Origin of the sequence: Pseudomonas atagonensis (genome assembly GCF_011369485.1) — a bacterium.
Taxonomy (GTDB): Bacteria; Pseudomonadota; Gammaproteobacteria; order Pseudomonadales; family Pseudomonadaceae; genus Aquipseudomonas; species Aquipseudomonas atagonensis.
Window position 1 is genome coordinate 48,045 of sequence record NZ_VXCA01000001.1, and the last position, 21,367, is coordinate 69,411.

Genomic DNA, 21,367 nt, shown 5'->3' on the forward strand with positions numbered 1-21,367 from the left:
CCGGTCATTGCGACGTTCATGTTTTGAGAAGGAAGCACACGTCATGACAACACTCAGCGACCTCAACGCCCTGCAAGCGAGCATTGCCGAATCGGTGCTCGGTCAGGATCAGGTGATCCGGCAGATTCTCCTCGGCCTGCTCGCCAACGGGCATTTGCTGCTGGAAAGTCTGCCCGGTCTGGCCAAGACGCGCACGGTCAAGGCGTTGGCCAGACACCTGGACGCGAAGATGAGCCGGATTCAGTTCACCCCGGACTTGCTGCCCTCGGACATCACCGGCGCCGAGGTGCTGCATCAGGTCGAGGGCAAGAACGAGATCCGCTTTCAGCCCGGGCCGCTGTTCGGCAACCTGATCCTCGCCGACGAGATCAACCGCGCCCCCGCCAAAGTCCAGGCAGCGCTTCTCGAAGCCATGGAAGAACGCCAGATCACTGTGGCCGGCAACAGTCATGCGCTGCCGGAACTGTTCATCGTGGTGGCGACGCAAAACCCGATCGAACAGGAAGGCACCTACCCCCTGCCCGAAGCGCAGATGGACCGCTTTCTGATGAAAGTCCTGCTCGACTACCCGAGTGCCGACAATGAAAGTCAGGTCTTGCGCCTGCTGCGCGCCGAAGAGTTTGCCCAAGGCGCCAGCACGGCGCCGACCAAGGGTTTCAACCTGTCGCAGGCAGTGATTTTCGCCGCACGTAAAGAGGTCAGCGCGGTGCACGTCTCCCCCGCCATCGACCGTTATCTGATCGACCTGATCAACGCCACGCGCCATCCCGCCGACTACGACGAAGACCTCGGGCGCTGGATCAGCATTGGCGCCAGCCCGCGTGGCGGCATCGGCCTGGATCGCTGCGCGCGTGCCGATGCGTGGTTGCAGGGCCAGGATTTTGTGTCGCCGGACAACGTCCGCGCCGTGGTGCATCCGGTGCTGCGCCATCGCCTGCAACTGAGCTACGACGCGGTGGCCGATGGCGTCAGCGCCGATCAGGTGCTCGACCGGATTCTCGACAAAGTGGCGATCCCCGCGTGAACGCTGACGGCCTGGTTTACGTCTCTCTCGCGCATCTGATGGCGCTGGAGTTCAAGGCCCGCGACCTGAGTTTTCTCGCTCGTCAGCCGCAAGGCAGTATCCTCGCTGGCAACCATGCCTCGCGCCTGCGTGGACGGGGTTTGAACTTCGATGAACTGCGCCGCTATCAGCCCGGCGACGACTTGCGCCACCTCGACTGGCGCGCCTCGCTGCGCACCGGTAAACCGGTGGTGCGCACCTTCACCGAAGAGCGCGACCGTCCGGCGCTGATCGTCGCTGACCAGCGCATGTCGATGTTCTTCGGCTCGCAGCGCAGCTTCAAATCCGCCGTGGCCGCCGAACTCGCCGCGCTGGCGGCGTGGATGGTGTTCAACGCTGGCGACCGTGTGGGCGGACTGGTTTTCAATGACTCGAGAATCGAAAACATCGCGCCCCTGCGCAGCCGCAAACGCGTGGAAGCGTTGCTCAGTCGCATCGCCGAACAGAATCAGGCGTTGAGTGCCGCCAACCCGGATGCCGAAGGGGAAGATCAACTCGACAAAGTCTTGCAGCGTTGCCTGGCGCTGGCCGGGCATGATCATCTGATCTGCATCGTCAGCGACTTCGCCGGGGCCGGCGAACGCACCTTGCAACTGATGCGGCAACTGTCGGCGCACAACGACGTCATTGCCCTGCAAGTCTACGACCCGCTGGCGCTGAAGCTGCCGAGCAATGGCCGTTTGTTGATCACTCAGGGGCAGTTGCAGGTAGAACTAGCGGTCGACAAGCGCAGTGTGCATCAGCCTCTGGGGGATTTTCTCAGCGGCCGCCTCAAGGACGTCGCCACCCTGCTTCGCCGCAGTCGTGTGCCGCTGATGATGTTCAGCACCGCCGAAGAAGCGCACACACAATTGCGTGCCGAACTCGGTAAAAGCGGAGCGCGACGTTGAACCCGAACGTCCCGAGCATCGAACAACTCAAGGAGTTGGGCCTGCCCGCGCCGGTCAGTTACGCGCCGCAGACGTGGGGCTGGTGGGTGTTGCTGGGGCTTTTGATCGTGCTGGCGATTGTCGTGGGCGTGCGGCGTTATTTGCACTGGCGTCGCGATCAGTATCGCCGCGAAGCGCTGGTGCGGCTGGCGCAATTGCGCGAGCGCAGTGATGACCTCAATGCGTTGCGCGAACTGCCGGAGTTGCTGAAACGCGTGGCAATCTCGATACCCACCCGATCCCGGCACTGGTATGCATTCCCTGTGGGAGCGGGCTTGCCCGCGAATGCGTCGGGTCAGTCAGCATCTACTTTGAATGTAACGGCCTCTTCGCGAGCAAGCCCGCTCCCACGGGGGCCAGCGGCGTTGGGAAAGGAAGATTGGCAACGTTACTTGCAGCGGCACAGCAAAAAAACGCTACCCGCCGACTTCAGCGAGCAACTCGCCCAACTCGCCTACGCCCCCGAGGACACCTTGCGCGCCCTCCCCGGCGACCAGCGCCAGGCGCTGTTCGACACCTGCCAATACTGGGTGGAGCATCATCATGTGGCAGCTTGATTACCCCTGGCTGTTGCTTGTGCTGCCACTCGCCTGGCTGACTTACCGCTACTTGCCGGTCTACAACGAGGCGCGCAGTGCCGTGCGCGTACCATTTTTTGGCGCCATGAGCCGCGCCGTTGGCGAGGCGCCAAGCAACGCCGGCACTCGTCGCAATGTCTGGCAGTTGCTGCTCAATCTGCTGATCTGGGCATTGATGGTGTTGGCGGCGGCCCGCCCGGTGTTTGTCGAGAAACCCATCGAACGCCAGCAACCGGTACGCGACCTGATGCTCGCCATCGACATTTCACAATCGATGGAAACCGAAGATTTCACCAACGCCAACGGCGAGAAGATCAATCGTCTGGCTGCCGTCAAAGAGGTCGTGCAAGGCTTCATCGATAAACGTAAGGATGACCGTCTCGGCCTGATCGTGTTCGGCAGCGGTGCCTATCCGCAGGCACCGCTGACCCTCGATCACGCCAGCTTGTCGCTGTTGCTGGCCGACACAGGGATCGGCATGGCCGGGCCGAACACGGCGATTGGCGATGCCATCGGCCTCAGCCTCAAATTGCTCGACAAGGCCCACGAGCAGGAAAAAGTGCTGATTTTGCTCACCGACGGCAACGACACCAGCAGCGCGATCACTCCGGATCACGCCGCCGAAATGGCCGCCGCAAAAGGGGTGATCATCCACACCATCGGCATCGGCGATCCTGCCGCCTCCGGAGAAGCCAAGGTCAATCTGCCGGGGCTCGAACAGATTGCCAAAAACACCGGCGGCCAGTTCTTCCGCGCCGAAGACCGCTCGGCACTGGATCAGGTCTACAGCACCCTCGACCGCCTCACCCCGCATCAGGTGCAAACCCTCAGTCATCAGCCGCAACGCGAGTTGTTTTATTGGCCGCTGGGCGCCGCCTTGTTGTTGCTCGCGGCGTATCACCTCGGCGCCCTGTTGCGGCCACGTCTGGCGTTGAGCCGCCAACGGCAGGAGGCCTGAGATGGAGATCGATCTTGGCGACTTCCACTTCCTCCGCCCGCTGTGGCTGCTGCTGGCATTGTTTGGCGCATTGCTCCCATTGATCTGGCGGCGCAGTCGAGACTTGCAGCGGCGCTTGCGCGGCAATATTGCCGAGCATCTGTTGCCGCACCTGTTGATTACGCCGCAGGATCATCAGCGTCTGCGCCCGGTGCACCTGCTCTGCGCGGTGTTGATCCTTGGTGCGATTGCCGCCGCCGGGCCAACCTGGGAGCAGGATCGCCCGGACTTTCTCGAGAACCGCGCGCCATTGATTGTCGCCGTTGATCTGTCGCCGTCGATGGACGCCAGCGATGTGCAACCGTCGCGGCTGGAAGCGGCCAAACACAAACTCCACGACTTGATCCAGCGCCGCGCCGGCGCCCGCACCGCGCTGATTGCCTACGCCGGCAGCGCGCATCTGGTATTGCCGCCGACCGACGACCCGGCGCTGCTCGACACCTTCATTCAAGCCCTCGGTACCGGGCTGATCGGCAAAACCGGCAAGGACGTCGGCGCGGTGATCGATCAGGCCGGACGTCTGCTCGACGCCGAGAAGACTCCAGGCAGTTTGCTGCTGCTCACTGACGGCGCCGACACCTCGCAACTGGATGGCCTCGCCAAGCGTCTCGACGGCAGCGACCTGCAGGTTCTGGTGCTCGCGGTGGGCAGCGAGGATGGCGGCATCCTTCGCGACGCCAATGGCCAGCCACGTACCGACGCCAACGGACGCCCGGCGCTGGGCAGTTTCGACCCCGCTGCGCTGAAAGACCTGGCGTCGGCTCTGGATGCGCCGCTGGGCAGCCTGACCCTCAACGACGACGATCTGGACTGGATCGACCTGCACGCGCAACAACACTTCCAGAGCGCCAGCGCCGAGCAGCGCGAACTGCACTGGAAAGACGCCGGTTACTGGCTGTGCTGGCCGCTGTTGTTGCTGGCGTTGTTCAGCGTGCGCAAGGGCTGGAGCGTCAACTGGATGCCGGCGCTGGCGCTCGCCGTGGGCATCGGCTGGCCGGCGGCACCGGCGCAGGCCAATGGGCTGACCGATGCGTTTTTCACCCGGGATCAGCAGGGTCGCTGGGCGTTCGAGCACGGACATTTGCCGCAGGCCGCCGCGCTATTTGTCGATCCGTACTGGAAAGGCGTCGCGGCGTATCAGGCGGCGGATTATGACCTCGCACTCGCAACGTTCGCGCGGCTGGACACGCCACAGGCGTATTTCTATCTGGGCAATATTTACGTGCGGCGCTTCAAGTTCGATCAGGCGATTGCTGCCTACACGCAGGCGCTGAAGCTGCAAGCGCAGTTCCCCGAAGCCACGGCCAATCTGGCGCTGGCGCAGGCCTTGCTCAAAGACACGGAAAGCGCCGAGAAAAACGCCCCCGAAACCAAACCCGACGAAGTGAAATTCGATAAGTCGCCGGGCAAGGGCCAGAGCAAAGCGGTCAAGACCGAGCAGGCGACATCGGATGCGTTGTGGCTGCAGAACCTCAGCACGTCGCCGGCGAAATTTCTCAAGCAGAAATTCAGCTTGCAGGATCAGGCGGGGGCCAGGCCATGAACCGAGTCACGGCCTTCGGGAGCCAGTTCCCTCCCACAGGGTTTTGGGTTGTGAACACCATTTGTCCAAGTCCAGGAAATCCCTGTGGGAGGGGGCTTGTTCCCGAAGGGGTCCGCTCAGTCAGGAGAAAACTCTGTACCCTGCTCATCAGCAGCCTGTTGAGCTTCAGTGCCTTTGCCGCCGAACCGCAGCTCAAAGTCCAGGCCCATCTGCAACCCGCCGAAGGCGCCATGGTCGGCGGACTGATCGAACTGCAACTCGATGTCCTCACCGACACCTGGTTCACCAGCGCCGCCACCCTGCCCGAACTGAAACTCGACGGTGCGCTGGTGAGGCCGCCGGATGGCCAGGCTCAACACCTCAACCAGACCATCAACGGACAATCCTTCAGCGGCCTGCGCTACAGCTACCTGATCACCCCGAATGTCGCGCAACGCTACGACATCCCGGCGCTGACCGTGCGCGCTGCGCCCGGCCAGGCCAGCACAGAAATCAGCGCACACAGCGAACCCATGCAATTCAGCGCCGCCCAGCCGCCCGGCTTCCAGCCCGGCGAAACGCCGTTGGTGGCCAACGCCGTGCGCTTCAGCCAGAGCGTCGTGAATTCGGCCACACCGTTGAAAGTCGGCGACAGCATCACCCGCCAACTGACCCTGCAAGCCGACGGCGCGCTGGCCATGGCTCTGCCGATCCCGGCAATCGGTGATGTCGCGGGGCTGAGCCGTTATGCGAAAACGCCGCAGATCACCAATCTGGATGACGGGCGCGGCGACATCCTCGGCGGCCAGCGTATCGACAGTGTCACTTACCGCATCGACAAGGCCGGCTCGCACACCCTTCCGGCCATCGACGTGAAGTGGTGGGACGCCAGCACGCAGCAATTGCGCACGGCGAACGTCCCGGCCGTGACCTTCGACGCCGCCGCCAACAGCGCCTACAAACCGGTGTTCTCGATCAGTGAAGACCTCAAGCAACTGGGCGGCAGTCACCTGCATCTCTCCACGCGCTGGCTGCTGTGGCTGACTGCGCTCGGTGCAGTCATCGGCGGCGGTTATCTGCTGCGCCCCGCGTTTACCCGCGCCCGGCAGAAATGGCAGGCACGCCAGCAGGCACGACGGGATGCGTGGCTGCAATCGGCGGACTTCGCCTGGCAGCAAATCGACCCGCAACTGACAGAGAAACCTGCGCAGTTGAGTGCCTTGTATTTGTGGCTGCGCCGCAGTCGCCTGGGCTTGAAGCTGACCGGTGCCGGCCCGCGCCTGCAAGGACTGTTACGTGGCCTTTACGGGCGTCAACCCACCACCGATCAATCTTTGGGCCAACTGCGAGAATCATTGTCTACGCTACACAGTCAGGTCAGACAACAACGGCTCGATGAGACCCCGGCCCTACGCCCGATCAACCCTGTTCACGAGAAGGATTTCCCATGACCCATCCGCTGCTGCATCGCCAACGCTTCGGTCTGGCCCTGTTGTTCGCTATGGCAGTGCCACTGCTGGCTCAGGCCAGCGAACCGCTGCCGTCATGGAACGACGGGCCGGCGAAAAAAAGCATTATCGAATTCGTCCAGACAGTGACCGATCAGAGCAGCAAGGACTTCGTCAAACCCGCCGAACGCATTGCCGTGTTCGACAACGACGGTACGCTGTGGAGCGAACAGCCGATGTATTTCGAGCTGCTGTTCGCCCTCGACGAAGTCAAGCGCAACGCGGCGCAGCACCCGGAATGGAAAACCACGCAACCGTTCAAAGCGGTGCTGGAAAACGACCACAAGGCGCTGGCGGCCAGCGGCATGGACGGCCTGCTGAAGATTGTCGGCGCCACCCACACCGGCATGACCACCGAAGCCTTCGACGATTACGCCAAGACCTGGCTGAGCCAGGCCCGTCATCCGAAAACCGGTAAGCCTTACACCGAGATGATCTTCCAGCCGATGCTGGAAATGCTCGACTACCTACGCAGCCAGAACTTCAAGACCTACATCGTCTCCGGTGGCGACACCGGGTTCATGCGTGCCTTTGCCGAGAAGGTCTATGGCATCCCGCCTGAACAGGTGATCGGCACCACGTTCGTGACCGCGTTCCAGTTCAAGGACGGCAAAGCCTCGATCGTGCGCACGCCGAAACTGGCGCACAACGACGACGGCCCGGGCAAACCCGAAAGCATCGACGCGGTGATCGGCAAGCGGCCGATTCTGGCGTTCGGCAATTCCGACGGAGACCTGCAGATGCTGCAGTGGACCGCCGCAGGCTCCGGCAAACGCTTTATGGGCCTGGTGCATCACACCGACGCGAAACGTGAGTGGGCCTACGACCGGAAATCTGACATCGGCCGTCTCGACAAGGCCCTCGATGAAGCGAAAACCCGCGGCTGGACCGTGGTGGACATGGCGGCCGAATGGCGCCGGATCTACCCGTTCGATCCACCGCTCCCCGAGCAAGTGCAATAAGTAGAAAAGCGTTATGCAGGACCGCAACAAACGTTTGTCGCACCACACGACCCCCGCGCAAAAGGAGCAAGTCAGATGACTCGCATACGCAAGTGGCTACCGAAACTCGCCCTGGTGGCAACCTCGGTGATGGCGCTGTCGGCAACTGCCACAGCGGCTGATAAACCCAACATTCTGGTGATCTTCGGCGACGATATCGGCCAGACCAACATCAGTGCTTATTCAATGGGCGTAGTCGGCTATAAAACGCCGAACATCGACCGGATTGCCAAGGAAGGCATGATATTCACCGATTACTATGCGGAGAACAGCTGCACCGCAGGACGATCCACCTTCATTACCGGCCAGACCGCGCTGCGCACCGGCCTGTCCAAGGTCGGGATGCCAGGCGTACCTGTCGGGTTGCAGGCGCGTGACGTCACCATTGCCCAGGCGCTGAAGGCCCATGGCTATGCAACGGGCCAGTTCGGCAAGAACCACCTCGGCGACAAAGACGAATACCTTCCCACCAACCATGGTTTCGATGAGTTTTTCGGCAACCTTTATCACCTGAATGCCGAAGAAGAGCCGGAACGCCCTTACTGGCCCAAGGATGATGCCGAGTTCGTCAAAGCAGCCTCTCCCCGTGGCGTGATCCACAGCTTTGCCGATGGCAAGATCGAAGACACCGGTGCGTTGAACAAAAAACGCATGGAAACCATCGATGACGAAACTACCGCTGCTGCACAGGCGTTCATCGAGAAACAGGCCAAGGCGGACAAACCGTTCTTCGTCTGGATGAACACCACCCGCATGCATGCCTTCACGCATGTGCGTGAATCCATGCAGGGCCAGAGCGGCATGCCCGGCAACGAGTATGCAGACGGCATGCTCGAACATGACGGCGACGTCGGCAAATTGCTGAAAACCCTCGATGACCTGAAAATTACCGACAACACCATTGTCGTCTACACCACCGACAACGGCCCGAACCAATGGTCATGGCCTGACGCAGCAACTACCCCGTTCCGTAATGAGAAGAACTCGAACTGGGAAGGTGCTTATCGGGTTCCGGCCATGGTTCGTTGGCCAGGGCATATCAAGCCCGGTGAAGTGTCGACGCAAATGTTCTCCGGTCTGGACTGGTTCCCGACCTTGCTTGCGGCCGTAGGCGATCTCGACATCAAGGATCGCCTGCTCAAAGGCGCTGACGTCGGTGGGAAGAACTTCAAGGTGCACCTGGACGGTTTCAACCAGCTGGACTACCTGACCGGCAAGACCGACAAGAGCGCGCGTGACGAGTTCTACTATTTCAACGATGACGGTGAACTGGTGAGCATGCGTTACAAGGACTGGAAGTTCGTCTACTGCGAGCAGCGTGCACCGGGCGGCTTCAAGGTCTGGAGCGAACCGTTCACCTGCCTGCGTGTACCGAAGATTTTCAACCTGCGCATGGACCCGTATGAACGCGCCGACGTGGTCTCCGACCAATACTTCGACTGGTTGGCGAAAAACGACTACCTGTTATTCATGGGTATAAGTAAATCCGCCAAATTCCTGCAAACCTTCGTCGATTATCCGCCTAGTCAGCGTCCTGCTAGCTTCAGCATCGACCAGGTACGTGAGGAAGTTGACAAGAAAATTGCAGAAAAAATGAAAACCGCTAAGTAAGACCGCTTGACCGCCGCTCGCCTTGCCGGCGAGCGGCCCTGTTTTCGGCTTGCGACCGGGTTGGCCCTTTCGCGAGCAAGCCCGCTCCCACAGGGACTCTTGCAACACTCGAGAGCCACTGTGGGAGCGGGCTTGTCCACGAAGAGGCTGCCAGGGTCGCCGTCTTTATCGAATTGAAATAAGGCAATCCGCATGTCTGCACGTATCGCCAGCAAGCCGTCGGCCATACCCGCTTCGCATACCGCTTCGCCCACGCTGTTGATTCCTGCTCTGCTGCTGTGCGTCTCCGGCGCCGCCGCGCTGGTGTATCAAGTGCTGTGGATCAAGCAACTGTCGCTGGTGGTCGGCGTCGAGGTCTACGCGATCACCACCGGCATCAGCTCATTTTTCGCGGGACTGGCCATCGGTGGCTGGTGGTTCGGGCGCTGGGCGGATCGTTTGCAGCAACCGGTGCTGCTCTACGCCGGGCTGGAAGTGCTGGTGGCGGTACTGGGTGTCGGTGCGACGTTTGCCTTGAGTGTTTCCGCCAGTCCGTTTGCCTGGCTGCAAGGTCACGTCGGTTTGCTCGCCTGGCTGTTGCCGTTTGCCTTGGTCGGCCTCCCCGCCGTGTTGATGGGCGGCACCCTGCCGGTATTGGTGCGTTCGCTGTCGACTGACCCGGGCAAGGCCGGCGGTCAGTTGTACGCTGCCAACACCCTTGGCGCGATTATCGGCACACTGCTCGCCGCATTCGTGCTTATCGCCACCCTCGGCGTGCGCGGCAGTGCGCTTTTCGCAGCGATGCTCAACCTGCTCGCGGCGGCCGGTGCCCTGGGCTGGCAACGCCGCCAGTCAATACCGTTGGAAGCACCGGCCAAACACCACCACGAAAAAGCCGCCGACCGCACTGCGTTGTGGCTGTACTCCATCGCCGGTGGCGTGGCCCTCGGATATGAGGTGGTCTGGTCGCAATCGATCGTGCAATTCATGAGCACCCGCACCTACGCCTTCGCCGTGGTGCTGGCGACCTACCTGACCGGGTTGTTCATCGGCAGCGCCATGCTCGCCCGGCGCGTCGAGCGCATACGTGATCCGTGGGGCGTGTTCGGTCTGTTGATTGCCGGCGCCGGGCTGATCGCGCTGGTGGAAATCGCCCTGCTTGGCCGCTGGCTGGTTCTCGCGCAGACCCAGACCGAGATGTGGTTGCTGAGCCTGGGCGTCAGCGAACTGGCCGGCATGAGCGCACGGTTTGCCATCGCAGCGCTGAGCATCGTGTTTGTGCCGACACTGCTGCTCGGCGCGGCGTTTCCGCTGGCGCTGCGCCTGAGTGTCGGCCACGAGCGGATTGGCCGCGATGTCGGCGCGGTGGTGGCGTTCAACACGCTGGGCGGAATTATTGGGGTGATGCTCTGCGGCTTTTTGCTGATCCCTCTGCTGGGCCTGGTGCGCACGCTGGGTCTGTTGGCGATCATTGCGGCGGCGGTCGGTTACTGCGCGGTGCGCAAGGGTCACCACGTGAAGAAAGGCCGGCGTCAGGCGGTGGTGGCGCTGGGGCTGGTTTCGGTGCTGTTCGCCGTGCTGACGCCGGTCGACAAAATCGCCAGCCTGCTGCCCGGCGCACGCAACGGCACGCTGGCGTTTTATCAGGAAGGTCGCGGCGGCACCGTGGCGGTGGTCGCCCAGGGCCGAGGCGAAAACACCTTTCACCGCTTGTACATTCAGGGCGTATCCAACACCGGCGATGCCATGCCGTCGCTGCGTTACATGCGTATTCAGGCGCTGCTGCCGCTGCTGATTCACAACGGCGAACCACGTTCGACGCTGGTCATCGGCTTCGGCACCGGCATCACCGCCGGTGCCATGCTGCGTTATCCCGGGCTGGAACATCGCGTGGTCGCCGAGCTGCTGCCGGCGGTGGTCAACGCGGCGCCGCTGTTCAAGGGCAATTTCAATGCAGCGAGCGATCCGGCGGTGGATGTGCGCCTGCGCGATGGCCGCCAGGAACTGCTGCGCAGCGAACAGACTTACGACCTGATTACCCTCGAACCGCCACCGCCATCGGCGGCCGGCGTGGTCAACCTGTACTCGCGGGATTTCTATCAGTTGGCCGCCAGCCGCTTGCACAAACAAGGCATCGTCGCGCAATGGTTGCCGCTGCCGACGCAGAACATCGATGACTCGCGTTCGCTGGTGCGCAGCTTCCTCGACGTGTTCCCTTACGCCAACCTCTGGACCAGCGAATTTCACGAGATGCTACTGGTGGGTTCGATGCAGCCGATCGAGCTGGACGCCGCAAAAATCACTGCACGCTTTCAGCAGGACAGCGTTCGCAGTACGTTGCAGAATGTCGGCATCGGTTCGGCTGCCGCCCTGCTCTCGACTTGGGTCACTGACCGTGCCGGTCTGCAGCGTTTCGCCGCCGATGCTCCGGCGGTGACCGACGATCAGCCGCGCATCGAGTACGCACCCTGGGTACGCAGCAAGGAGATAACCCGCGTGCTGCCGGCGCTGCTCGACCTGTATCAGCCGCCGCCACTGCTGAATGCCGATGCCGGTTTCAATGAGCGGATGGAAGCGCACCGGCAACGCCTGATGCAGTTCTACCGCGCCAGTCTGCACGCCTATGACGGTGACCGCGATGGCTGGAGCCGTGACATTCGTGAAGTGATGCGCGGCGACGGCGGCAACCCGTATTTCCGTTGGTTTACCGGTAACTGAAGCGCCGCAGAGGACTTTTAGACGCGAAACAGGTAGGGTGCGCAAAATCAAATTGCCATCACTGGGTCGCGTCGCAGGTTTTCACGGAGTTGTACACGCAATGAGTTGCTGGACCGTCCTTGGCCTCTCGGCCGACGCCGATACGCGCAGTATCAAACGCCAATACGCTGTCTTGCTCAAACAGACCCGTCCGGACGAAGACCCGGAGGGGTTCCAGCGCCTGCGCGAGGCGTATGAACAGGCACTCAGTTACAAGGAATGGGCGCAGTTTCGCGAGGAGAACGAAGGTGACGACGCCTGTTGGGACCTGACCGACCTGACGGTCGTCGAAGTCGATGCCCTGCACCAGGCGACGCGCTCACTGAAAGACGTCAGCGGCGAAGAGCTGGCCCGGCGGCATGCCCTTGCCGTCGAGCAAGGCTGCGCGCACATCCTTGAAGACACCCTGCTGCAGCATTGCATCGAGAACCCGCAGAGTTGCGACGCACTGGTGGATTGGGCGGTGGTGCATTATCAGTGGTTCAGTGCCTGGCAACGGCTTGAACTGGACGAAGAGTCCTGCGAGCTGTTGCTGGCCCGGCAACGCGAACGGATCACCCGACCACTACGCGAAGCCCTTGAGCAGCAAGACAGTGAGGCGTTCCTGCGGGCTTACCGCGATTGCGCGCACGTTCTCTGGCTCGACGTCGAAGTGCACCGCCAGTGGTTCAACCGGGTGTTGAGCCTCCTTCTGCTGGATCGCGATTACTGGTCTTCGAGCATTTTCGAGCAGGTCTGTGCCGGCCAGGGCTGGCACACCGGCCCGACCAACAGTTGCCCCGAGGCTGAATGGCGACGCCTGCTCGCGCGCCATGAAGCACCGTTTTTTCTAGCGCAAAAACGTCAGCTCGCGCAGGAACCGGCAGCCACCGCCGAACACCGTGCAGCGCGCCTGCTCCTCGGCACTGGCCCGTTCAGCCAACGCCTGGCGCTGGCCCGGCGCCTGCGCGAGAAAGATTGGGAAGAGTGCCGGCAATTGAGCTCGGCGTTGTACGCCAACCATCCAAAGGTCTGCGCCGAACTGCCCGGCGGCACCGCGTTTTTCTGGCGCGACTGGCAACAGACCTACCACGACTGGCCAATCTACGTCGCGGTGGTGCTGGCGTGCCTGATCGGCGCTTTCACCCACTTTATTCCTTTGGGAATGCGCGCCACCGGGCTGATCAACATCGTCCTGACCTCAACCGTCGTGTTCGGCGTGATTGCCTACGGTCTCAACTGGCTGACGCACAATCTGGCCCACCGTTATTGGCTACTGGATGACCGGCTCAGCACCGGCCTGTGTCTGGGTTTGATGAAGGATGCGCCGCCATTCGGCGTGCTACGTGACCTGCTGCCTTGCGCATTAATGGTGGCCGGGCTGAGCTGGCTGTTTGGCCCGGTTGCCGGCGCCGTGTATGTCGCGACGCTGGCGGTTGTCGGTCTGGCCCGACGGCGGCAGGTCAAACCCCACGTGTCCTGGGAGCAGACCAGCCCGGTGCTGAAACTCTGCATGACGATCCTCGGCATTCTGGCGCTGGTGATTGTGCTCGGCGTGTTCAAAGTCACGGCCAGTCAGGGCACGGTCAATCGCAATCAGGGGCTGCAACCGTGGGCCGAGCGCCAGTGCAGCCGGATCCCGGCGAGCACCGCCGAATGCGGCGCGCCGGCCACCGTTGAACAGTGGTATCCCCAGGAGGCACGACCATGAGCTCAAGAATGATGCTCACTATCGGCCTGGTGGTCGCACTGGTGGTGATGGGGTTGTCGGGGAAGACCCGACCGTTTCTCCAGCTCGATCTGTGGCTGGATCAGCGTGACGCACCGGTGACCGCGCAGGCCAACGCCCTGAGTCCGATCATCGCCTGCGTCAACCGCGTCGATGTGCATTGGCGCAACGCGTACGACAGAAACCTGCATCAGCGAATCACAAAGGATGCGTTCGGAAGGTTTCTTCCCGAGCCGCGTGATTTCGAAGACAGCGATGCGGTCAACGTGCGTGACATCCAGCAGGATGTCTGTCTTCGTGATACCACCGAAAAGCTCGAGCTTCTGGCCTGGCAGCCCGCGCTGTCACAGAAAGTCCGTGACTATGCACAAGCTCTGCAATGGGCTTCATCGATTTCTCCGCCGACTCGACTCGACAGAAGTGCGAGCTTCTATGTCGTGCCGTTCGAGCTGACACCGACGCTCGTCGGGCGTATTCAGACCGCCAGCAATGCCTACATCAACGCCTCGACAGCCCTTCGCGAAGAGTTGCTGCCTCTGGACGTGGCGCAGCGTCCCGAACAACTCAAGTTATTGGAGACACGGGTTGGCAAGGACATTCACTGGGCGCTGCTGGCCTACATGATTCAGGCTCGCGAAACGGTGGAGCGACTGGAACACGGCATGCACAACCGCAGCCTGACGCCGCAAATCGTCGCCGCCGCCACAACCGACCTGCAACAGGCGTGGAATCGTCGGGAGCCATATATCGGGCCGCGACAGCCCGGGTTTCGCAACAAGGATGATGACGCGCGGGAATTGTGGCGGCGCATCAACGAGCCCGCACAAAAATACCTGGACGCCCTTAATACTTTGCAAAGGGACTGGCAGAAACACGCCGAACCGCAACGCCTGAGTGACGATTTTTATGCCGTCACTCGTGGTTATGACGCCCTGCTCAGCCACTACAATCGTCAGGCTCGCGCCAACTTCTGACGGCGCTGCCCGTGATACCGGATCGTCCGTCGTGGACGATCCGGTCACGTGGCGTTACTTGCCGGACTTGAGCTTCAGATAAGACTGATGCATGTCCACGGCCCAGCCATCAATTACGGCTTTGACATCATCGGCCTTCATCACTTGCGAATCGTTTTCCAGCGGTTTGCCCGTGCCTTTGCGCACGACCTGCGACACCACTTTGTTGGTGGCGCCATCCATGAACACCGCTTCGGTGGCCAGCGTGGTTTCCTGATCGCGGATGCCGCTGGCAGTACTCACCGCCGCGGCAACCAATGCAATCGGAATTACTTCATAGGCATGCAGGCCTTCGGTCTTGCTGCTCACAGCGGTGATCGCCGGACGCACCACAATCACGCCCGGGCCAGGACCGGTCGCCAGTGGCAACGACTTGCCGAATTCACGTTTGAGCGCCTGATCGTAGTAACTGGTAATGCCGTTAAGGGTTTGTTGCGGAATCTTTGCAGTGGCTTGTGGCTTGGGATACAGCTGGCTCGGTTCGACATAGACGCTGGTGAATTTGTTGACATCGAGCTTCGGATCAATCCAGCGCATCACCTCGGCGCCGGACGGTGACTTGGCCTCCTTGAGCTGGCTGTAATCCTTGAGGAAACCGGAGTATTCATCGGGCGCGACGGTTTTGCTGGAGCAACCCACCACACCGAGGACGGCAATGCACAGGGTGCCCATCATTACTGCTGGCTTCATGCTGTAACTCCTGTCAGAAGGCCTGAATGTATTGCTAGAGGGGAATTACAGGTATAGCTAAAACCTCAGCATTTGCTCTTCAACATCGCAAAAAATCATCAAGCGCTGCGCAGTGGCTCACAACCGTCATTTGACAGACGCCTTTCATAAGGCAAAGCTGCATCGAGCCTGAACGCCCGCCAGACGGCAAATGCACCTGGACTACGGAAGTCGCAATGCCCAAGCATAAAAATAACGTCGCACCGCTTCAGCCTGATGCTTCACCGACCTTCTCTTCCCGTTATCTGTTTCCCGTCACCATCGGCGTGCTGCTGGCAGCTGTCGTCGGGATCGGCTGGTTTCTGTTCAGCCCTGCGCCTGCTCAGGTAAAACCTGCGCCCAGCAATCCGCCGCCGCTCAGCGCCCCCTCACCGAAGCCGGCCCCGGTGAAAACCATCGCGAGCACGCCGGCGACTTTTGTCGATGAGCAACAGTGCCAGGGCTGCCACACCGAACAGGTCAAGGACTGGCAAGGCTCGCACCACCAATTGGCGATGCAGCCAGCGACGGCCGAAACCATGCTCGGCAATTTCAATAACGTCACCTTCAACGGCGAAAAAGAAACCACGCGATTCTCGCGCAAAGGTGATGAATTCTGGGTCAACACCCCCGGCCTCGATGGCAAGAATGCCGACTTCAAAGTCGCCTACACCTTCGGCATCGCGCCGCTGCAGCAATACCTGATCGAGGTCGGTGAAGGACGCCTGCAAGCCTTGGGCGTAGCGTGGGATACCGAGAAGAACCGCTGGTTTCATCTGTATGCCGGCCAAGGCGTCAACTTCAAGAACCCGCTGCACTGGAGCAAGCCGAGCCAGAACGCCAACTTCATGTGCGTCGAGTGCCACACCACGGGCTTCAAGCGCAATTTCGATGCGGCCAGCAACACCTTCAACAGTCAGTGGAACAGCCTCGGTGTCGGCTGTCAGGCCTGTCACGGCCCGGCTTCGAATCATCTGGAATGGACGCAGAAAAAAACCGATCTGATCCACGCCGGTTTCGCCGTCGACCTCAAGGACAAGAACGCCACCGTCGAAATCGAAACCTGCGCTCGCTGCCATGCGCGCCGCGCCCCGTTGGGCGATGGCTACACCGTCGGCAAGCGGCTGATGGACGATTACCTGCCCAGCGTCCTCACCCGTGAGTTGTACGCGCTGGACGGCAAAATCAAAGATGAAGTGTTCGAACACGGCTCGTTCCTGCAAAGCAAAATGTTCGACAAGGGTGTGCGCTGCAGCAATTGCCACAACCCGCACAGCACCCAGCTGAAAGCACCGGGCAACGCGGTGTGCCTGCAATGCCACAACACAGCCGGCAAGACCTCGGTCGAAGGCGTCGACGGCAAGGGTCTGCAAGCGAAGAACTACGACTCTATCGAACATACCCGCCACACCATGGGCCAGCCCGGCTCGCAATGTGTCGATTGCCACATGCCCGGCAAGTTCTACATGGGCAATGACTTCCGGCATGACCACAGCTTCAGTATTCCCGACCCGGAACGTGCGCAGAAACTCGGCACCCCGGATGCGTGCCTGACCTGTCATCAGGGCAAGGCTGGCGACAAGGTTACCGCGCAGTTCAAGTTGTGGAACGCCTCCACGGCCCCGCAGGCACCGCGTTATGACGAAAGTCTTTGGCTGATCCGCAACGGCCGGCCCGGCGCGGCCGACGCGTTGTACGCCCAGTTGCAGCGCAGCAATCTGCCGGCGATTCAACGCGCCACGTTGCTCGCGGAACTGCCGCTGTACCCCAGTGAACAAGCGCTTAAGCTGGCGACTCAGGATCTGCAAAATCCGGCCCCGCAAGTTCGGGAAAGTGCGGTGCGAGCGGTCAGTGCCTTCCTCCCTCCACCCGAGCGCGCACCGCTGCTGACGCCGCTGTTGAACGATCCGGTGAAAGCCGTGCGCATTGTCGTTGCGCGGGATTTGCTCAGCGTCGCCCGCAACGGTCTGGGTGCGGCGCAAGCCAATTGGAATGCCGCGATTGCCGAATACGAGGCGGTTCAGAAGAGCCTCGCCGAACGCGCCGAGGCCAACCTCAATCTGGCGATGCTGTATCAAGCCAGCGGTCGCACTTCGGAAGTCGAAGGTTTGCTGCGCAGTGCACTGAAGCGCGATCCGGACTTCTACCCGGCGCTGGTCACGCTGGTGCAATGGCTTGAAGCGAATGGTCGTAGTGAAGAGGCGCAAAAACTGTTGACCGACAGTCTCAAGGAACACCCGGACGCGGCGCTGCTGCAACACACTCGCGGCCTGTCACTGATCCGCGCCGGCAAGACTGCCGAGGCCATGGCCCCACTGAAAAAAGCCGCCGAACTGGAGCCGCAGAACGCGCAGTACGGTTACGTGCTGGCAGTGGCCCTGCATGAAAGTGGCAAAGTCGATCAGGCGTGCGCGGTACTGGAGGGCTTGCTCAAGGTGCAACCGGCCAACCGCAATGCGCGATTGTCACTGATTCAGTGGTATCTCGACAGCGGCCAGGAGCCGAAGGCGCAGGTGCTGTTGCAGGGCTGGAAGAAGATGAACATGGGCGATCCGGCCCTGAAGTAACCCACTCCCCCTGCAGGAGTTGCCGCTGGCTGCGGCTTCTCCTGCAGGAGAAAGGTTTTTACCAGGAAGATTCGCCGCTGCGCAGGGCGATTTCGCGTCGGCTGTGGATGCGCATCGCCTTGATCAGCGACACCGTCCCGACCATCAGAATCGCCGCGCCAAACAGGAAGTCGATGTTGTACAGCTGAAAGTCCTGCACCGGCCCGATCAACAACCCTCGTACCACGGCAACGCCGACCAGCGTGGCAAGGAAGTCGATCCCTGGCGCGTCACGATAGAACACCAGCATCAGCGGCAGGCAAAGCACCAGCAGAAGCATCAGCACCACAACCTTGAACGAGCCTTTGCGCTCGACGCTGAACGCGCATTCGTGCGGGCCGTAGGCCTTGTAGTCCTCGTCGCGGATCATCGGATTTTTCTCGTTGATGTAGTCGACGCGGTTGTACTTCTGGATCGGCGTGAAGGTGTTGGACATCTCCATCAGCGTGGTGATGTTCTTGAAACGCAAGTCGACGCGCTCGCTGCCCTTGAGGTAATAGAGCACCGGTTTGTAGCCATAATGGTAGGTATCGAACGGAAACTCGGTGACCTGGCCCTGAACGCCGATCGGGCGTGGTTCAAGTTCCGTGTAGGCACTTTTGTTGGTGGCCGAGAGGTTGCGACTCAGTGGCTGGAGCTTGACCTGTTCGAGGAAAATCGGCGTGGCGCCGTAGGTCCACTGCAACGGTTCCAGACGCAGGCGCAGTTCGTTGCGGCTCAGGTCATAGCGGTTGAAAGTGCGCTCGGAGACTACCAGCGAACCGCTGAGCATGAACTCGCCGCGCAAGTTGTTGGTGACGCGCAAGGTCAGTTGATCCTTGCCCAACAACGCCGCTTCGTTGGTGGGCGGAGTACCGCACCACGCCGTGCTTTCGCCAGCGCCGCCAAGTTGGCCGTCGCGGTTTTCCTTGAATACATAAAAGTAACTGGCCCACAGCGTCAGCATCAAAAGCAACGCGGTAAGGCCGAGGATTTTCTTGCCCGGACTCACTGATCAGACTCCCTTCTTCGGTTCCATCGTCCAGCCGAAAACCCGCTGGCGACGGGACTCTAACAAAAGGCCACCATCGACCCAAGGAAAAATGCCTGATTCGTGGGCGTTCTAAGGGTTTCCCCGGTACTGAACAGCCGGGCACAAGCCCCTCATCACAATAGAGTTTCGCGACCACAAAGGTGCGTGTGTGCAATTCAGCGACGTCGAAACAACGGGCGTGGCTCGATGACTGATCGCCCGTACAGCACACTCATGCCTGCCAGCCCTTTCAGCGCATCCTCGGCCGATTTGTCCTCGCGTACGGCAAAGCTGTCGAAGCCGCACTGGCGCATGTGGCTGAGCTGATCGCGCAGCACATCGCCAATCGCGCGCAACTCCCCTGCCCAGCCGAATCGGCTACGCAGCAGATACGCCTGACTGTAGGCGCGGCCGTCGCGAAAACTCGGAAAGTCCAGTGCAATCAACGGCAGCGACGTCAGCCACGGCAGCACACTGTCCACCTCATCGTCCGGCCCCAGCCACACGGCATGGGTCGAGGGCGCTTCGAGCCAGTGTGCCAGCGGCAGAATCAATAACCCGGCGGGTTTGTCCGTCGCAGGTTCGCGCACCAGCGTCCACGGATCGTCCGCTGCAATGCGTGCAGCCCCCTGTTCCAGTCGCAGCAGATTGTTCATGCCGTGACCTCCAGCGTTTTCGGGTAGACCCGTTCCTTGAACGGCTCCAGTCCGATGCGCGCGACGGTATCGACGAACAGTTCTTCGCTCTCGCGATAACGCACGAAGGTGCCGATGATCCGCTCGATCACCTGCGGCACTTCGGCGGCGCTGAACGACGGGCCGATGACTTTGCCCAGTGCGCTGTGTTTGCCCTGCGCGCCGCCGAGGGTGATCTGGTACCACTCGCTGCCGTTCTTATCGACGCCGAGAATACCGATGTTGCCGATGTGGTGATGGCCGCAGGCGTTCATGCAGCCAGAGATGTTGAGGCTGATGTCGCCCAGATCGTGCAGGTAGTCGAGGTTGTCGAAGCGCGCCTGAATCGCCTGGGCAACCGGGATCGATTTGGCGTTGGCCAGCGCGCAGAAATCACCGCCGGGACAGGCAATGATGTCGGTCAGCAGGCCGACGTTGGCGCTGCCCAGATCGTGTTTGCACGCCAGTTGCCACAGCGCGTAAAGGTCGGTTTTCGCCACGTCCGGCAACACGATGTTCTGCTCGTGGGCGATGCGGATCTCGCCGAAACCGAAACGCTCGGACCAGTCAGCCACCGCCAGCATCTGCACCCCGGTGACATCCCCCGGCGGCGCAGCCATGCCCGGTTTGGTCGACAGCACCACACTGGTGTAGCCCGGTTTCTTGTGCGGCTGCACATTGCGCGCGACCCAGCGGGCGAACGCCGGTTGCTCGGCCAGGCGCGTGCCGAAGTCCAGATCGGTATCGGGCAAGGTGTGATAGATCGGCGGCACGAATGCACGGGCGACCCGCTCATATTCAGCCTCGGTCAATTGCGCGGGGCCATCCTTGAGGTGCTGCCATTCCTCCTCGACTTCTTTGGCAAACGCCTCGATACCCAGCGCCTTGACCAGTATCTTGATCCGCGCCTTGTATTTGTTGTCCCGGCGGCCGTGGCGGTTGTAGACCCGCAGCACCGCTTCGACATAGGACAGCAGATGCTGCCACGGCAAGCCCTCGCGAATCTGCAGACCGAGAATCGGCGTGCGCCCCAATCCGCCGCCGACGATCACGCGCAGGAGCATCTGGCCGTCGCGACCGGGATAAAGGTACAGGCCGATGTCGTGCATCATGATCGCCGCGCGATCCTGCTTCGCCGAGCAGATGGCGACCTTGAATTTACGTGGCAGGAAGAGGAATTCCGGGTTGATCGTCGACCACTGCCGCAGGATCTCGGCCAGCGGACGCGGGTCGATCAACTCGTCTGCCGCGACCCCGGCGAAGGCTTCGGTGGTGATGTTGCGCACGCAGTTGCCCGAGGTCTGGATCGCATGCATGTTGACCTGCGCCAGGCGTTCGAGAATGTCCGGCACCTCGTGCAGTTCGATCCAGTTGAACTGCATGTTCTGCCGTGTGGTGAAGTGGCCGTAGCCACGGTCGTAGTCACTGGCAATGCTCGCCAGCGTGCGCATCTGTTCGGCGCTCAGCGTGCCGTAAGGAATGGCCACCCGCAGCATGTAGGCGTGCTTTTGCATGTACAGGCCGTTCTGCAGACGCAGCGGCAGGAACTCTTCTTCGCTCAACTCCCCGGCCATGAAGCGCTCGACCTGATCGCGAAACTGCGCAACGCGCTCGAACACCAGCGCCCGGTCGTAATCATCGTACTGGTACATCGGCTACCTCATCAGGAATGCAAAGACTCCTGTGGGAACGGGCGAACCC

16 protein-coding genes are annotated in these 21,367 nt (G+C 61.4%); 12 read left to right on the plus strand and 4 right to left on the minus strand.

Annotation, left to right across the window (positions count from 1 at the left end; translation table 11 throughout):
* Positions 1-43 precede the first annotated feature (43 nt).
* The 11 genes from F2P67_RS00175 (at position 44) to F2P67_RS00225 (ending at position 14,627) form a co-directional block, all read left to right on the plus strand.
* Positions 44-1,024: an AAA family ATPase gene (locus tag F2P67_RS00175; protein ID WP_166215777.1), complete on the plus strand. Its 981-nt coding sequence runs from the start codon at positions 44-46 to the stop codon at positions 1,022-1,024.
* Positions 1,021-1,953, plus strand: a complete 933-nt coding sequence (locus tag F2P67_RS00180; protein WP_166215779.1) for a DUF58 domain-containing protein — start codon at positions 1,021-1,023, stop codon at positions 1,951-1,953. The genes F2P67_RS00175 and F2P67_RS00180 overlap by 4 nt, the downstream gene beginning before the upstream one ends.
* Positions 1,950-2,549, plus strand: a complete 600-nt coding sequence (locus F2P67_RS00185; protein WP_166215781.1) for a DUF4381 domain-containing protein — start codon at positions 1,950-1,952, stop codon at positions 2,547-2,549. The genes F2P67_RS00180 and F2P67_RS00185 overlap by 4 nt, the downstream gene beginning before the upstream one ends.
* Entirely contained in the window at positions 2,536-3,528 is a 993-nt protein-coding gene (locus F2P67_RS00190) for a vWA domain-containing protein (RefSeq protein WP_166215783.1), read from the plus strand. Before F2P67_RS00185 ends, F2P67_RS00190 begins: the two co-directional genes overlap by 14 nt.
* Position 3,529: 1 nt before the next feature.
* Entirely contained in the window at positions 3,530-5,110 is a 1,581-nt protein-coding gene (locus F2P67_RS00195; protein WP_166215785.1) for a VWA domain-containing protein, read from the plus strand.
* Positions 5,107-6,540, plus strand: a complete 1,434-nt coding sequence (locus F2P67_RS00200; protein ID WP_166215787.1) for a BatD family protein — start codon at positions 5,107-5,109, stop codon at positions 6,538-6,540. The genes F2P67_RS00195 and F2P67_RS00200 overlap by 4 nt, the downstream gene beginning before the upstream one ends.
* Positions 6,537-7,559 carry an HAD family hydrolase gene (locus F2P67_RS00205; protein ID WP_166215789.1) on the plus strand — a complete coding sequence of 341 codons (1,023 nt, stop codon included), beginning with the start codon at positions 6,537-6,539 and terminating at the stop codon, positions 7,557-7,559. Before F2P67_RS00200 ends, F2P67_RS00205 begins: the two co-directional genes overlap by 4 nt.
* Before the next feature lie 75 nt (positions 7,560-7,634).
* Positions 7,635-9,209 carry an arylsulfatase gene (locus F2P67_RS00210; protein ID WP_166215791.1) on the plus strand — a complete coding sequence of 525 codons (1,575 nt, stop codon included), beginning with the start codon at positions 7,635-7,637 and terminating at the stop codon, positions 9,207-9,209.
* 192 nt (positions 9,210-9,401) lie between these two features.
* Positions 9,402-11,906, plus strand: a complete 2,505-nt coding sequence (locus F2P67_RS00215; RefSeq protein WP_166215794.1) for a fused MFS/spermidine synthase — start codon at positions 9,402-9,404, stop codon at positions 11,904-11,906.
* A gap of 100 nt (positions 11,907-12,006) precedes the next feature.
* Positions 12,007-13,635: a J domain-containing protein gene (locus F2P67_RS00220; protein ID WP_166215797.1), complete on the plus strand. Its 1,629-nt coding sequence runs from the start codon at positions 12,007-12,009 to the stop codon at positions 13,633-13,635.
* Positions 13,632-14,627, plus strand: a complete 996-nt coding sequence (locus F2P67_RS00225; RefSeq protein WP_166215800.1) for a DUF3829 domain-containing protein — start codon at positions 13,632-13,634, stop codon at positions 14,625-14,627. Before F2P67_RS00220 ends, F2P67_RS00225 begins: the two co-directional genes overlap by 4 nt.
* Positions 14,628-14,681: 54 nt before the next feature.
* On the opposite strand, the gene F2P67_RS00230 is transcribed toward F2P67_RS00225, so the two are convergent.
* Positions 14,682-15,356 (minus strand): DUF3313 domain-containing protein, encoded by a 675-nt coding sequence (locus F2P67_RS00230; protein WP_166215803.1) that lies wholly within the window; start codon positions 15,354-15,356, stop codon positions 14,682-14,684.
* A 215-nt stretch (positions 15,357-15,571) separates the two neighbouring features.
* Between F2P67_RS00230 and F2P67_RS00235 the strand changes: the two genes are divergently transcribed.
* Positions 15,572-17,941 (plus strand): tetratricopeptide repeat protein, encoded by a 2,370-nt coding sequence (locus F2P67_RS00235; protein ID WP_166215805.1) that lies wholly within the window; start codon positions 15,572-15,574, stop codon positions 17,939-17,941.
* A 58-nt stretch (positions 17,942-17,999) separates the two neighbouring features.
* Here F2P67_RS00235 and F2P67_RS00240 read toward each other — a convergent pair whose 3' ends face one another.
* The 3 genes from F2P67_RS00240 to F2P67_RS00250 all read right to left on the minus strand — a co-directional run bounded on the left by F2P67_RS00240 (position 18,000) and on the right by F2P67_RS00250 (position 21,318).
* Positions 18,000-18,971 carry a hypothetical protein gene (locus tag F2P67_RS00240; RefSeq protein WP_166215808.1) on the minus strand — a complete coding sequence of 324 codons (972 nt, stop codon included), beginning with the start codon at positions 18,969-18,971 and terminating at the stop codon, positions 18,000-18,002.
* A 197-nt stretch (positions 18,972-19,168) separates the two neighbouring features.
* A complete protein-coding gene (locus tag F2P67_RS00245) occupies positions 19,169-19,648 on the minus strand; it encodes a DUF934 domain-containing protein (protein WP_166215811.1) in 480 nt (159 codons plus the stop codon).
* Positions 19,645-21,318 (minus strand): nitrite/sulfite reductase, encoded by a 1,674-nt coding sequence (locus tag F2P67_RS00250; protein WP_166215814.1) that lies wholly within the window; start codon positions 21,316-21,318, stop codon positions 19,645-19,647. Before F2P67_RS00250 ends, F2P67_RS00245 begins: the two co-directional genes overlap by 4 nt.
* Positions 21,319-21,367 lie beyond the last annotated feature (49 nt).

What these genes read in the sequence shown, in the direction of transcription:
- F2P67_RS00175 (WP_166215777.1), top strand. Translation starts at nt 44, where the DNA reads ATGACAACACTCAGCGACCTCAACGCCCTGCAAGCGAGCATTGCCGAA.
- F2P67_RS00190 (WP_166215783.1), top strand. Translation starts at nt 2,536, where the DNA reads ATGTGGCAGCTTGATTACCCCTGGCTGTTGCTTGTGCTGCCACTCGCC.
- F2P67_RS00195 (WP_166215785.1), top strand. Translation starts at nt 3,530, where the DNA reads ATGGAGATCGATCTTGGCGACTTCCACTTCCTCCGCCCGCTGTGGCTG.
- F2P67_RS00200 (WP_166215787.1), top strand. Translation starts at nt 5,107, where the DNA reads ATGAACCGAGTCACGGCCTTCGGGAGCCAGTTCCCTCCCACAGGGTTT.
- F2P67_RS00205 (WP_166215789.1), top strand. Translation starts at nt 6,537, where the DNA reads ATGACCCATCCGCTGCTGCATCGCCAACGCTTCGGTCTGGCCCTGTTG.
- F2P67_RS00210 (WP_166215791.1), top strand. Translation starts at nt 7,635, where the DNA reads ATGACTCGCATACGCAAGTGGCTACCGAAACTCGCCCTGGTGGCAACC.
- F2P67_RS00215 (WP_166215794.1), top strand. Translation starts at nt 9,402, where the DNA reads ATGTCTGCACGTATCGCCAGCAAGCCGTCGGCCATACCCGCTTCGCAT.
- F2P67_RS00220 (WP_166215797.1), top strand. Translation starts at nt 12,007, where the DNA reads ATGAGTTGCTGGACCGTCCTTGGCCTCTCGGCCGACGCCGATACGCGC.
- F2P67_RS00225 (WP_166215800.1), top strand. Translation starts at nt 13,632, where the DNA reads ATGAGCTCAAGAATGATGCTCACTATCGGCCTGGTGGTCGCACTGGTG.
- F2P67_RS00230 (WP_166215803.1), bottom strand. Translation starts at nt 15,356, where the DNA reads ATGAAGCCAGCAGTAATGATGGGCACCCTGTGCATTGCCGTCCTCGGT.
- F2P67_RS00235 (WP_166215805.1), top strand. Translation starts at nt 15,572, where the DNA reads ATGCCCAAGCATAAAAATAACGTCGCACCGCTTCAGCCTGATGCTTCA.
- F2P67_RS00245 (WP_166215811.1), bottom strand. Translation starts at nt 19,648, where the DNA reads ATGAACAATCTGCTGCGACTGGAACAGGGGGCTGCACGCATTGCAGCG.
- F2P67_RS00250 (WP_166215814.1), bottom strand. Translation starts at nt 21,318, where the DNA reads ATGTACCAGTACGATGATTACGACCGGGCGCTGGTGTTCGAGCGCGTT.